Below are 14081 nucleotides of genomic sequence, written 5' to 3' on the forward strand. Positions count from 1 at the left end.
GTTATACTCCCTTTCCTATCAATGCTCTCAACCAATCTGATTCGTCAAGTGCCGGAATTTCAACAACCTTCATACAATAATCCGAGGCAATATTCTTAACTTCTTCTAGGTCTTTTGTTTTTCTAAATGCCTGTCGATGGAGAAATAATGTCTTACTTTGGTTATCCTCATACCATTTAGGGTTTTTACATTCCGAAATGTAAATAATCTGTTCCTTTGGAATCCACTTCGGTATACTACCTAGCAATACTCGTGTTGATGCAATAACATAGTTGTTATCGCTAGGGAATACTTTCATTAACATGTTTGCTTTCCGCACGGTTTCCTTAATTGTATTTAAAACATCATAAATTGAATTACAGTTTAATGCTTCAATTATCAGTCTAAGTTCTCTTTGTGACTCCCCGACCTTTGTTGTTTCATCTGTTAAGCGACTCTTTAATTCTTCAACCTCATTTTCTTTATGATATAAGTTTTCTTGCAATTCGAGATGCTTTTTTTCTTCTTCTTCGAGTTTAACATTGACCGTTTCAAGCTTCAGCTTTTCTTGATTCAATTTTGAGTTTAAGAATTCTATCTGTTCCTCTTGCTTTTTGATTGTTTCCCTAAGAATCTCCCTTTCTCCCAAATATGTTCGTTCATCTTTCTTTTGCGTTTGCCAAGTTGTTAAACACTGCCAAAACTTCACGCGATTTTCAATATCTAAATCCTTGCTGTAATCACCATTTAAGAAAGTATAGAGTAAAGCCATTTTTTCAACAATCGTTCCCTCGAACGCTAAAATATCAGATATTGTTTTTGCCTCTGTCGTTGATTCAATAGATGATAATTCATTCTTAATGTCATCCGTCCGAAAATTACACAATTCGGCATACTGCTTAACCAAAAAAGTTTCAAATCCAGAATTCGTTATATACTCCTCAAATAACATGTTTCTGTTTATAGCAATCCAATCGTTAATATGGTTCTTATATGTCTCAGGGTCTATTGTGAAAATGTAGGCTAAAAGGTAAGGTTCAGGTACGTTTGTACGCATAGCACACTCGAATAAAATCATCTCCCCTTGAACTTTTGGTAGTTGTAGGTCTTCAACAACTTTTTGACCTATGCGTTCTAATTCATCATAGAATTTTAGGCCTAACGGTTTGCCACGTCTTATCTTGTATCCTTCTTTAAACAATTCGTCTAATGAATTTTTTAGCATTTGAAAATTCATTTTATCGATTGACACTTTTCCCAAAGGTCTATTTAACGGTATGGTTTTAACATAGTTTATCAACTCTGTTTCTTTAAACCGCGAAATAAAAAATTCATGTTCGTACATTATTTTTTGTCACCACCATACATGTAATTTCATAGGTAAGAATTTCAATCTAGTAATTCTAATTCAAATTCTAAACATGGCCCCACCCCTTCCATAAATTGATTATTTTAAATTTTTATGTACCATTTTTATAATGAGTTATCTTATTAAATGTTGCAAGAGCAATTAATATAAAAATACCTTAATATCTATAAATGAGCAATTTCCATAACATATATTTACAGATAATTAGTTAAACTTCTCCTTAAGTAACTTTACGATGCTTTAAAATAACGTCTAAAGGTATTCCATTCCTACCACACTATAATCCATTGAATGTATTGACCTTTTACCGCTTTTCTTACTTTTCGCAGTCCATTACCAAAGAGTAGAGGTTGATGTAGTCCAATGGTACAGTACATATGAGTAAAAGCAATTAAAACTACTTGGTATTTATTAAAACCAAGATTTCCCTTACTTTGTCGAAAGAATATCTCAATTGACCATCGTCTGCTGTAGTAATTCAAAATGGTGTGTGTTTCTAATGAGACATCCATACACAAAAATACATGCAAAGTTTTTGGCTTTTGAAAGGCTTCTTTAGGCCAACAAAATAAGACCACAGCATTCTCAACCCCATTTAAAACGCCTTCATATCTATAAACCCAATAAGATGAACCGTTCACAGCCACAAGGCGAACTTCTTTTTGAGTCACGTAGGATGCAAGGTATCGAGACGATACTCTAATTCCTTGAGGATAGAGAATGCGATTAGTTTTAAGAGCACCAATTAGTTGGTAACCTTTTGCTGCATAGGCGTTAATTAGCTTAGGGCATGTGTACCAAGAATCGACTAAGGCGTAGCCTGATTTAGGGGGAATCGGCATGGTTTTGGTCAAGTTGCAGGCATCATCTATTTTGCTTTGTTTAGTTTTATCATACCGATCAATTTCATAAATGAGCGAGTGTTCGCCGCACTGAACAAGAGTTGCTTGGACTTGATGTCCCCAAACACTTTTACCCTCTAAGTGTGAAAAAATGAAAATCTGCCTGTGTTCGATTGTATGTTGTGCCTGTGACGAAGGTTTAGTCTTATTACAAACAGTGTCATCACGAATCACGAAAATAAGTTGCTCAGTTTGTTTGAACGCGATACAACAAATTGGAGGGATTCTCGTTTAACAATTTTCCGAAGATAGTATTCGACGGAACAACGTTAGAGTTGTCATTTATTGTCGTTCCGCGTCGGGTCCAGGAACCTTTGCTGAACGACAAGTTCCGCCGAGTACTAATGGAGGTTCGCCCAATTCAAAGTTTGTTTAATAAAAGGAAAGTGCTGGCTTGTTTAATGAGATAGCACTAATATGCATATTTTTGACCTTTTATGGATCCGATCTAACTGCCCTCCCATTTCGAATGATCTAAACAAGTTTTTATTAAATAGACTCTTCATCTTTAGTTGCTGCCAAATAATATTATTTATTATTGGTGAACAAATATAGCGTGCTCTTGAACGGACTTATTACATATCAAGATCAATCAACGATACAGGAATCTCAAACCCATCCATCTTATACTGGAACATCCGCTTCAGGTTTCCGTCGCAGGTGGAAAAGAAGAATTGCTGAATTGCAGCATTTTCTCCATTCCCTTTTCTACTCTCCGCTAGCTGATACTTAATGAGATCTATAAAGGATACCAAATTGATATCGTCCATACTATTTGTTATGTCATCGACAAAGTAGCAATGAAAACTTCCTGCCTCCTTACGGCGGAACGCGTTGCCCAACAAATACGACAGCATAAACGCACCCAACTGTCCATCGCTGATTATATTTAAAATAGGATTCTTATTTTCATCACTGAAAGTCAGCTTTGTATCTGACGCTTTGGCGTCGTTGCCCTGTAGCTGGAAGCCTTCAAGGGTGGAGTGCTTGACCAGTTTACTGAAAATGCTAAATAAATAGGGAGCAACCCCTTTCACCTCGTCGTTTTTCATCTGGTTGAGTTTTCCTCGGAGTACGTTTGCCCGTTCTTTAACCAGACTCTCTAACTCTGCTTTTTCCTTAATCTGTTCGTCTAGCATATCATTTTGTTTTCTCTTCTCGCCAAGTTTCCTTGTAAGGTCCGTCAAATGGCGATTTCCTTTACGTAATCGTAATGATATAATTTTCTCTCGTACCTCCAGTTCTTCAAAAACAAACATTGATGGAACTTCTTTCCCCAGCGGCCTAATAGCTTCTCTTACCACCTCCGGCGCAGTAGTTATCTGTTCGCAGTCTGAATAACCGAGAAAAGTTAGCAGCGAATAAATATTCTGCTCCTGTTTTCGAATTAAGTCTGAATCTATCTCCGCAAAGCCATTATATATTTCGAGCGTAACGAGGTCAGCAAACTGCTCTGGATTCAAACCTAGCGCTGCAATCTGTGTGAAGAACAATGCTGTAGTCTCTACAATTCTCTTATCCGTCTCAAGCTCTTTATTCAATATTTCTTCCGCTGCTTTCAGGACATCTTTCAGGTCTTTACCCAGTCGGACCTGGCACGTTTTCCACAGCTGTTTTTCCTCTTTTACCTGCTTCTCCATCGTCAGTTTTTTAGCATCATGGGCCTTAACGTAACTTTCAGCTTCCAAAGCAAGTTGTTCTGCCGGTTTAGATGCAAAAGGTTCTTCAGCGCCGCACAATGGGCATTTTCTATTCTCCTTGCGGTAGTCATCAATTTGTGCTCGGACACCCACCAATCTTGAAAATGCAGTCAGCAACTCATCGCCCTTTTTGGAGTCCTCAAAGGTGGATTCTGTCTTGCGCCAGGCGTCATTCAAGCGAAAATATTCTCCCCAGCGCGTCTGCCACTCGGCTGGCGTAAGTTCAGCGTACCTCAGCTCTGAGGCAAATTTACCGGCCTGTTCCAAAGTTTGATAAGTTAGACCCTGGAGCTGTTCTGATATTTTCCTTCTCTGCTCCTCTAAGGTACGCAGCGTATTTGGGTCGTACAGTTTATCTCTGATTGCTTGCTGAATATCTACTTTTTGTTCTTCAAACTGCTCCTTTACTGTCAGCCTGCGTCTCAACAGCATAAGCTCATTCAACCAGTTTGTGGCAGCATGATACCCTCCAGCAATTAGATCTTTAAGCTGTGTTTCCTGCTCCTCCAGGCTCAGCTGATCCACATCCAGTCGTTCGCCCGGATAGCTGGCACGTTGTGCATAAACTGGAATCTGAGCAGCTTCTTTAAGGCTTTGCTGCTCCTGTTCCAACTGTGTAAGCCGATCGTCGGGTGTTTTTTCGCTTTGTAAAGCTGTTACTTGATTTTCCAATTGTATTTGCAGTTGTTCCAGATTAGCAAGCACTTGCTTCGCTTCAGAATGTTCGAGTGTAAAATCCTCAAATTCCTCTGTCATATCCTTGCGGCTTTTACAGCGAAAATCTTCTGCTTTCTGTAAATCACAAATAAAATATTTATAAAAAAAATCTGTAAATGGTCTATCGCCGGAGTCAAACCACTTTGTAAACCATTGTTGTGCAATTTCCGCAGTCAATGTTTCTCCTGCCTGTGTAATGAATAAAGACGTCTTCTCTGGGTCAAGCTCATAGTTTGTTGTACTACGCCGAAGAGTCGATTCCATACCATCTTCCTCGAAAGTCAGCTCAACCCAAGTTTCTTCCCTCTTTTTGCAGTTTTTGTTGCGCAGCAAGCCAAAACTGTGTGCTTTCAGCGCATCACCCTTGATGCGCATTTTATAAGGTTTATTTAAATGCTGCACATTACCTGTTAAGCACCATTCTATTGCGTCAATAATGGAAGTTTTACCCTTGCCGTTACCTCCGAAAATCAACACTAATGGCGCAATTTCTGCATTCTCTGTGGCAAATATGAACTTCTTATCCTGATAAATTCGAAACATATGAATGTGAAGTGCCTTAATTCTTAGCATTGCCCAGCCACTCCTTTACTGCTGCCACTTCTTCCTCTGAAAATGCTTTTTCCGTTGTATACGTTTCGTAAAGACACATCACTTTATCGCGCCTGGGAAGTATCTGTTCAAGCTCAGATTCAGACTCCGATGCTGTAGTACCCTGTGTCAGCTGATCAAAATAGAAGGGCAACATTGAGAGGTCCGACTCGGTAACGTCACCATTTTCTATTGAGACAAACAGCTTGCGTGAAATATTCGTACTCTTTTCCTCCGACATGGCAGCGGCACAGCGTGCTATCACAGGATCAGAAAGCAAGATCTGCATAACATTGTATTTTAGCAGATACTGTGACTGCTGCTCGCGACCGGGTAAGCTACCGAAGTTTAAAAAGCTCAGAATCCGCTCGTCCCATTCTCTGCACAGAGCTTTTATTGCGTCTTCTTTCCAGCCGTCACTAACGTCTAACACTAGCAACAGTTCACATGGAACCCCTGATTCGTTGCATAACAGGTAAATTTCGCTCAATTCTTCCGGTACTGTCCCATCATCATTGCAGAATTCCTCAATAATAAAGCTCTCAGGACCGTCAGTCTCCATCTGAAGCAGCGGTTGATACCCATTTTTAGCAAAATATGTGCGCCACGCCTCCTGATACTGTTCACTCATGATTTCCCTCCGTATTTACATTTTTTAGAGAAAATACTATCAGCGCAATTTTCATTTTTTGCCCATTCACCTTCATCAATGCCAATGCATTCCATGCACTCTACTACAAACCGATCCGGTGAAATTGACGCTACGTCCAGTTCTTCCGGAGCAATGCGTGCAACATCGATCGAATAATCACCAAATCCACGTGTATCAGCACTTCTGAGATACCACTTTTGTGGCCGTTCATTCCAAGCACGTACCCGCTTCTGCACATTTTGAATCTTTCTCCTTGGACTGTCCCCAATAGAACTCATGATGATACTACGCCTCGACCAGTCTTTATGATTTTGGAAAGAAAATGCGATATACTCTCCGATTCCAGGTAATAAGCACTCTTCAAACGTTTCTTGTCTTAAGTTAAGTTTTATCTTCCAAATTTGATGATAGAAAGTTATAATTCTATCTTTGCAAATATATAGCGTATTACGTAGGTTCTGCGCTCTGTCACTTTCACTTGGCACTTTTGAATCAGTACTAACTGTATTCAACAATTGGACAACACCACAAGGTCTATCCAAATTATTCTTTACCCACTCGTTGGTAGAGACATACAAACGATTTAAACGTTTGTGGTTATCAGGTGATAATTGCTCATCGACAAGCTCACAGTATGCTTCATCCACAAAGCTTTGTATAACAAAATTAAATGACTGTTCAAAAGCCAGCGCTTGTCCTAATGCCGCGAAGAAATCTTCACGTATCACCTTGCGGTGCTTTAGCAGTTCCTGATTGTCTGCCGGCTGGTCAGGTTCATTATAGCGGTCTTGCACCAGCTTTGTTGCCAAGGCAATTAACAGGTCTTGCCGATTATCCGTATCCTCAACCGGGCAACAGTCTATTTTAATGAGAGTATCGAGTTTCTCTCCCAGTGCTTTCCGGTAACTACTGATGCTTTCCCCCACTTCTTCCATCTTATACACTCTAAGAAAGTCTCTCAGGTCTTCCAGTTCATAGAAAGATGCGAACAGATTGTTTTCCCGTTCTTTCTTGATACCTGTCTGAATACATTCTTTAACTTTCAACTTAATCTCAGCAGCAGTTCCCTGAAATCTCCTATGTCCCTCCGAAAGATTCAAATATTGCTTTGCAATCTCCTCATCTGGCTTAGTCGCTACATCTGCATGAAAGCTTAACACTGGAATAATGTCCCCGCTATAGCCGTACTGACGTAACTTGATATATTGGTAATAAAGCTCCCGGGTAATTGCTTCAATATCCAAATTTGTCTTTGGTGTATATTTGGCTTGAATAATGCGGACACCATTGTTAGTTACTGCGCAAACATCTTCGATATATTCAGAGCAAACATACTCTGTTTCTTCTTTAATCAACTCTTCAACAGCAAGTAAATCCTGAAACAAAAAACCACGAACCCCTGGCGCAGCATCTCTCCTGTTTTCACCAATATGCATATCTGGCAGATAAATTTCTGCGTCTTCAGTTACCAAATCTCTCTCACTTCTTTTCTACATATTCATTATTAAAAAGCTAAAAGTCTTCTTTAAGCATCTAAACCCGCTTCCTATAATACTCCTCCAACTTCTCATCACACCGCCCAACAATCCATTCCTTCTCCTCCTGAGTCATCCTCTTCCAAACATGCCGATTAAATTCCACATACTCAATATCCCGGCACCGACTCATAAACCGCATATCCTCAAACCGCTTAAAGGGATTGCTAAAGATATTTCTCTCAACATCCTTTCGGGTATATCCGTCTTTGCAATACAGACTGGATTTCTTCTCAACCACCAGCCCGCTCTCTTTTCTGACCCAATAGAAATCCATGAAGTAATTAACCATGTCCTCGACCCGAACTCTTCCGCTTTCGTCAACATTCTCAAGCATGGCTTTGAGCAGTACCGGCTTATAGGAAAAACTCATATCCATAGTCATGACCATATCCATAAACTTATCTTTCATATTGGCAGGATTAATCAGCTCCCAGCCGTATTGTTTAGCATAGCTCTCCACAGTCGCTTCCTTAAAATACTTAAAGCTCCTTTTATCCCCGAAGGGTACCTCTAAATCAGGGGTTATCTTGCCTTCACGCAGATACCGTTCAATGGTTTCTGTTTGCACATCAACCATTCTCACGAACTCCAGCTGAGATATCATCCCTTTCACTTCATCCTGCCAGTTAAAGAGATCAATCAGCTCATAATCTGCAGCATTCACTGGGAAATCCAGAAAGACAGACGGTTTTTCTCCTCTGGCGATTAAATCCCTGTCCATTTCAAACTGTTTCTGGGAAGCGACAACGTACTCTCCCGCCCTATATTCCTTCAGGTTAAACATTCGATGCAAGGAGTAGGGCATGTTGAACAATCCGGCATTATCAATAAAATCAAAAACCATCAGGTAGTCCTTACCCGCACACTTGCGCATCCCACGGCCCAGCTGCTGAACATAAAGTGTCTTGGAAAGCGTTGGCCTGGCCATGAACAACACTTCCGTTTTCGGACTGTCCCAACCCTCGTTTAAGAGATCACAGGCACATAAGACTTGGATGTTTCCATCTTCATAACGATCTAAAATCCTTGCCCTTTCTTTTGATTTCATAGAGCCGGAAACAGCTTCGCAATGAATTCCCATTTCCTTAAACAAGGCAGAAATCTCCTGCGCATGCTGTACGGAGGCACAGAATACCACGGTTTTCTTATCCCCAACATAATTCAGATAGGTTTCTGCAATGAGCTTATTTCTTTCCGGCACAAAGAGTTTACTTTCTAAGTCCTGAGCGTAATATTTAATGCCATTGATTCTCACCGTGGAAAGATCCACATTGGTCTTGACCCGGATACACCTGATGGGAACAAGTTCCCCTAATTCCACGGCTTGCTGCAAATCCAGTTTATGGGCCACATTTTTAAAGTCCTCCAGGATGCTCTCGCCATCGGCTCTGTCCGGGGTAGCCGTAAGCCCCAGAGTAAATTCAGGCTTGAAATAACTCAAAACCTTCCTATAAGTATCTGCCGTTCCATGATGGCATTCATCGACGATGATATAGCCAAAGTCATCGGGTTTGAACCCTTCCAGATTTCTGGCAACACTCTGAATACTGCTGCAGATAACATAAGCGTCTTTAGCTTTTTCTTCGGCAACATAGAGACCTGTCTCCGCCTGATCCCAAAGTTCTTCAAAGGTGCCTTTAGCCTGGGTTATTAGTTCTTTGGTATGAGCCAGAAACAGGGTTCGTTTCCCCAGACGTTTGGCGTCACTGACTGCGGTCACAGTTTTTCCCGTGCCGGTAGCATGATAAAGCAGAGCGATACTCTCCCCTTGATCACGCATGGTCTCTAGGCTGTCTAAAGCAGCTTGTTGATGTTCCCGCAGTTCAATCACCTTGCCCTTCTGCTTAGGCAGATAATCCTCTAGCATTCTGAAGGCAGGCATTTCTCCCACAAAAATCCGCAGTTCGTCCTTGACCTTTTCAGGTTGGTGCTTCAATTGATTGTATACCCAGCGATAAATCTTCCAGTTATGATAGATCAGGCTGTTTTGCTTGGCAAGGTCATCATAATATTTATTAGAAGAAACCTTATTGGGGTTATGATAGGTTTCACCATCAATCTCGATGGCAATTTTTAAGTCTTCACTTTTCAGCGCAAAATCTATGGAGCGTCTATTGCCATAAATATCGGTGACCGGATACTGAAGAAAGAGATACTCAGCTTGATCCGGACCAAAGGTATCACAGAACAGCTCGACGAAGAGATCTTCAGCGACACTGCCCAAACTGCCCTTCTGCTTAATCTTTTCTGTCAATTCCCTTCAACCCCTCAACTGTCGCTTACTTCTTTAAGCAGGAGCTTATCCCGGAAAGCGCCTCTCTCCTCGACCTTTTGCTTTCTGATATCCTTGAATTCCTGCCGAGAGACCCCTTTATAATCCAAGATGGCGTAGACCACTTCCACTAAATCCGCCAGTTCTTCAACCTTCTGGCTGTCCAGATACTCCAGAAGCTCTTCCCCTAACTTGGCGTTTAATAAGCCCAGGTACACTGGGCCTGAAACCTTTTCAATAATAGCTTTCTTACCGCTGTCTTCGATGATCTGGGGGATCTTGTCGCGAATCAGTTTATTGTAGACTTTTACCTTCTCTGATTTGCCATCACGGACTTCATTCTCATCTATTATTGGAATAGTAATGAACCCATCCTGATCATCACCGAAAACCTTCCCCTGATTATTGGCCAGCCAATAGGCAGCATAGGAGCATAAAAAAGCATCCAGCTTGTCCTCAAGGTTCTTAAACCCCTTCTTAGACATAGCTTGAATGCTCAATGAATGATTGAAGAAATCTTCTATATTATAGACGGGGGGATTGAAATCACTTAACCTCTTTAAAAGGTTAACCATCCGACCCATCTCCGTTTTAGTTGTTTCAAATTTGATCTTATGTTTGATTTTATATTTAACAGGAAAGGCATCGGGAAAAAGGCCTAAAGTTATTCCCGTGGGAAAGGTTTCGATAATCACGTGCTTCTTATTGGTTAAGTCACCTGTGAGAGCAAAAGCCGGCATCCGCTTTTGAATGGCTTTGACGACCTCTTCTCCTCTGACTACTCCGAAGTGGTTGAGCATAAAGCTTTTACTGCAGGTGAAAACAGACAGATTTTTACCATGAATTTTCTCTCTCATAATAGCTCCGTCACAGTATCTGGAACCTGTTTCGTTATTCACGATTAAAGGAGCATCAATCCCTACGATGGCTCCTTCTTGAGCATGTTCTGCAACGATGTCCGCTATCATTTCGTCGCTGAAAACCTGGGACTCAAAATAGACGATTTCCCCATTGTCAGCGATCACACAAATTCCCGATTCATTGGCATAGGTCCATGCTAAGTCGATTCCGATGTAACGCATTTATTTAACCCCCAAAGTCTTTGGCTTTAAGTCAATTTTCAAGCGAACAGTCTTTTGGACATCATTTGACGTATAGTTTCTTTTTCGCCGAACTTCCTGCTTTTCCTTCCACCAATCACCAAATATTTTAAAAACTATGCTAAGGAGCGCCAGTCAGTCTTAAATCTGATTGGCGCCCTTCAGAACTTTTGGCATCTATATTCACCTAACTTTCCAAACTAAAATAAAGCAAAGGGACTCGAACCCTCGTAGTTTGAGTCTTTTTGCTTCTATCATTTTTATGCTACATTAAGAATTGGCTATTTGTATAACCAATTCTTAATTGTTAAAGAAATGAATCGACACCTGCTCATAGCACCATCTATAAAAATAGCGGTATTAAAAAGGTTAACAATATGTAAAGCATTCCTGCCATTGCTACAAACAAAACTAACGGGATTTTTCTGCCTGCAAAACTATTAGTTAATGCCCCTTTCTTTGGACATACAACAATGCATTTTTGGCAGTTAAAACATTCAGCCGATATTACCTTCTTCATTTTATGCACCTCTAGATTTGAGGGACATTTCTTTGTACATAACGTGCAATTGATGCACTTATCTTCGCATCGGACGATACCACTGGGGCTAAACCGACCTGCAACTCCGGCGATAGCGCCCTGTATGCAGATATATTTGCAGAAGAAATAATCAATAAAAAATGAGCCAATAATTGTTACAAACATCAACATAATACTTATCCAGGCTAATCCAGGCAATATTATGCTATATTGCTCAAACACATCGTCAACACTGACTTGTAGCAGAAACTTGCCGCTTGCAATGGATAATGCTACAAAACCTGTAAGTATGATGTATTTCACTGCTCTAAGATATTTATCGAGTGTTGCAGGAACTGTGAACCTTTTTTTTAAAAGCTTGAATCCTATATATCCAACAATTCTTTGCAGCGCCCCCACCATGCACAAAAAACCACAAAAGCTTCTTTTGAAGATAATGGCAAACAAAATAAATACTATTAGAGCTGCCATAATGCTAAGTTGAACTGCATTTTCGAAAATCGCCTCAATAAGGGAACTAAAAACAACCGAGAACATTATTAGAAAAAAAGGAATGGTCGTTTTTGCTAATTTCTTAGTATTAATATTCATTACATGACCTCCGTATAATTGGTTTGGTTTACATACCGATTTCAGTATAGTTGTTGCAAATTAATGTTATATAAAAAAAAGATTAGAATATCAAAAGAGTTTTTTAATCATTTATTAATCTTTCTCCAACGATCACACTGTCCGGCAAGAAGGAAGTCGTAAACCTGCAGATAGGAGAAAACGAAAGCGGCAAATACTGGTTTGGAATTCTGAACGATCTGAAGAACCGGGGAGTTAAGGATATCATCTGATCTGTGCAGACGGGCTTACAGGGATAAAAGAAGCTATTTCGGCGGCTTTTCCTAATACGGAATACCAGCGCTGCATTGTACATTAAGGTAAGGAATACGCTTAAATGTCTCATCAGATCATTAGAAAATAAACATGGCCCAGAAACGACAACATTGTCATTCTAGGCCATGCTTTACTTCTCCCCATCCCCGGCATATGGAACAATACTCTTCTTAACATTCCGGACTCCGCCCAGGGGGTTTGTGACATCCCCCTCATAACGGGGAATAACATGAATATGCGCGTGAAAAACGCTCTGCCCGGCAGCTGCTCCTACATTAACCCCCACATTGTAAGCGATGGGATGGAAGCGGCTGTCTAACAAATCTTTTACTTCCTGAACTAATCTCCAGGTGCCCAGAACTTCTTCTTCGGTTAGGTCAAAGAAGCTTGCTACATGCCTCTTGGGAATAATCAGAACATGTCCTTCATTGACCGGGAACTTATCAAAAAAGGCCAGGGCCAGATCGTTCTGGACAAGGATAGCTATCTCTGGGAGCTTACAAAAAATACATTCATTTACTTTGCTTCCCCTTCTTTCCTAACAATGTGATCTTCTCTCTTTCAGGCCTTTTATATGTGAGCCGGTTGAATAGTTTACAATCTATGGATATAATATTTAATAAGGACTGACGTGTTGGAAGCACGCCAGCCCGGCAGATTGTCTAACCGAAGGGTTAGCCGGAACTACGAGTTACTAAGAAATAACCGCAATCCTTGGACGGGGGCGGTTATTTCTTCTTCATGATCATAACAATGAGTGTAGCAAGTATTATAGCGTAGGCTTCCAACAAAAGGATGGAAACTCTCGACGATTCCACCGGGTTAGGGCCCCCTCATGGATGGGGTTCTCCTTATCTGAGTGTATAGATTAATCCCCAGAAATGACCGAACAAAAAACCTCACCGATAGCACTGACAAAACTAATTTTTTGAAAACCCTCGCCTGAAAAGCGAGGGTTGTTTGATTTTAATTGGTACCAAGCACCCCTTTAGCCCCACCACGACACTTGCAACGGTTTTCTGTCCACTAATCGTTTATAAGTATACTTTGGAAAACCTACTAACAATCCACCGGTGACTACCATGTTTTCCGGTAGGTTCAAGATACTCAGCAAGGGCTGATAATTGGCAGAGGCGCACCCTTCAAAGAATCCCGCCCAACATGTTCCCAATTCAATAGCCGGGGCGTAGAGCTCAGCGTAGGCCAGGGAAAAATGGGTATTATCCCGTCCACGGGGGTGAAAGTCCTTGGAGGTCATAGCTATAATCAGACAGGGAGCGTTTCGTAATATGACATCTTGACCGGTTTGGCGATAAGTTTCCACCACTCTGCTATAATACTGTGCCCAGGCAGAACCCTTTTTTAATTGTTCTTCCATCCAATCAACGGTAACAGCCGTTATTTTGCTTAGTATTTCAGCGTTATCAATGACGAGATAGGAAACACCCTGAGTGTTGCCTCCGCTTGGGGCCAAGCGCGCCATATCCAGGAGCTGCACTATTTTTTCCCGGGGTACGGGATTTTCTTTGTAGCGGCGAATAGACCGTCGGGAGCGGAGAAAGCGGGCTGCAGTGTCAGCGTCAAGGACAGGTACATTTTCCAGGGGCAACTGTTTGGCCAGCGGTGCCTTCACGTTATCTATTGCCGCCACAGGACACACAGCTACGCAGTGTCCACAGGCAATACAATTCCGTTCTGTGGCCTGGGGCATTTGGTTTTCGATAATGATACTTCCTGTGGGACAGATTTCCGCACAGATTCCACAGCGGATACATTTTTCCTGGCTAACTTGAATCAGATCCATACTCATAAATTCATCACTCCTACTTTCCACT

Annotated in this window: 9 protein-coding genes and 2 pseudogenes; 1 reads left to right on the forward strand and 10 read right to left on the reverse strand. The window is 41.2% G+C overall.

Translation table 11 applies throughout. The annotated features are described in order from the left end of the window. Position 1: 1 nt before the first annotated feature. The 8 genes and pseudogenes from DESMER_RS16390 to DESMER_RS16425 form a co-directional block, all read right to left on the reverse strand. Complete coding sequence (locus tag DESMER_RS16390) at positions 2–1324, reverse strand: hypothetical protein (RefSeq protein ID WP_014904180.1); 1323 nt, start codon at positions 1322–1324, stop codon at positions 2–4. 244 nt (positions 1325–1568) lie between these two features. Continuing rightward, positions 1569–2507, reverse strand: a pseudogene (locus DESMER_RS16395) (transposase); the annotation flags it as partial. Between the two features lie 318 nt (positions 2508–2825). Beyond that, positions 2826–5240 (reverse strand): AAA family ATPase, encoded by a 2415-nt coding sequence (locus tag DESMER_RS16400; protein ID WP_014904181.1) that lies wholly within the window; start codon positions 5238–5240, stop codon positions 2826–2828. Next, on the reverse strand, positions 5227–5889 hold the full coding sequence (locus DESMER_RS16405) for a hypothetical protein (RefSeq protein ID WP_014904182.1): 663 nt from the start codon (positions 5887–5889) through the stop codon (positions 5227–5229). The genes DESMER_RS16400 and DESMER_RS16405 overlap by 14 nt, the downstream gene beginning before the upstream one ends. After that, positions 5886–7382, reverse strand: a complete 1497-nt coding sequence (locus tag DESMER_RS16410; RefSeq protein ID WP_014904183.1) for a hypothetical protein — start codon at positions 7380–7382, stop codon at positions 5886–5888. Before DESMER_RS16410 ends, DESMER_RS16405 begins: the two co-directional genes overlap by 4 nt. Positions 7383–7443: 61 nt before the next feature. Continuing rightward, positions 7444–9702, reverse strand: a complete 2259-nt coding sequence (locus tag DESMER_RS16415) for a DEAD/DEAH box helicase family protein (RefSeq protein WP_042333889.1) — start codon at positions 9700–9702, stop codon at positions 7444–7446. Positions 9703–9716: 14 nt separating this feature from the next. Further along, a complete protein-coding gene (locus tag DESMER_RS16420; protein ID WP_014904185.1) occupies positions 9717–10802 on the reverse strand; it encodes a DUF429 domain-containing protein in 1086 nt (361 codons plus the stop codon). A 361-nt stretch (positions 10803–11163) separates the two neighbouring features. Next, a complete protein-coding gene (locus DESMER_RS16425; RefSeq protein ID WP_014904186.1) occupies positions 11164–11952 on the reverse strand; it encodes a 4Fe-4S binding protein in 789 nt (262 codons plus the stop codon). A 143-nt stretch (positions 11953–12095) separates the two neighbouring features. Between DESMER_RS16425 and DESMER_RS23195 the strand changes: the two are divergent. After that, positions 12096–12308 (forward strand): annotated as a pseudogene (locus DESMER_RS23195) (transposase); the annotation flags it as partial. A gap of 68 nt (positions 12309–12376) precedes the next feature. Here DESMER_RS23195 and DESMER_RS16430 read toward each other — a convergent pair. Beyond that, on the reverse strand, positions 12377–12754 hold the full coding sequence (locus tag DESMER_RS16430) for an HIT family protein (protein WP_042333892.1): 378 nt from the start codon (positions 12752–12754) through the stop codon (positions 12377–12379). Between the two features lie 480 nt (positions 12755–13234). Continuing rightward, positions 13235–14050 (reverse strand): nitroreductase family protein, encoded by an 816-nt coding sequence (locus tag DESMER_RS16435; protein WP_042334682.1) that lies wholly within the window; start codon positions 14048–14050, stop codon positions 13235–13237. Positions 14051–14081: the final 31 nt, after the last annotated feature.

The sequence above is a fragment of the Desulfosporosinus meridiei DSM 13257 genome (genome assembly GCF_000231385.2).
In the GTDB taxonomy this organism is placed as follows: Bacteria; Bacillota; Desulfitobacteriia; order Desulfitobacteriales; family Desulfitobacteriaceae; genus Desulfosporosinus; species Desulfosporosinus meridiei.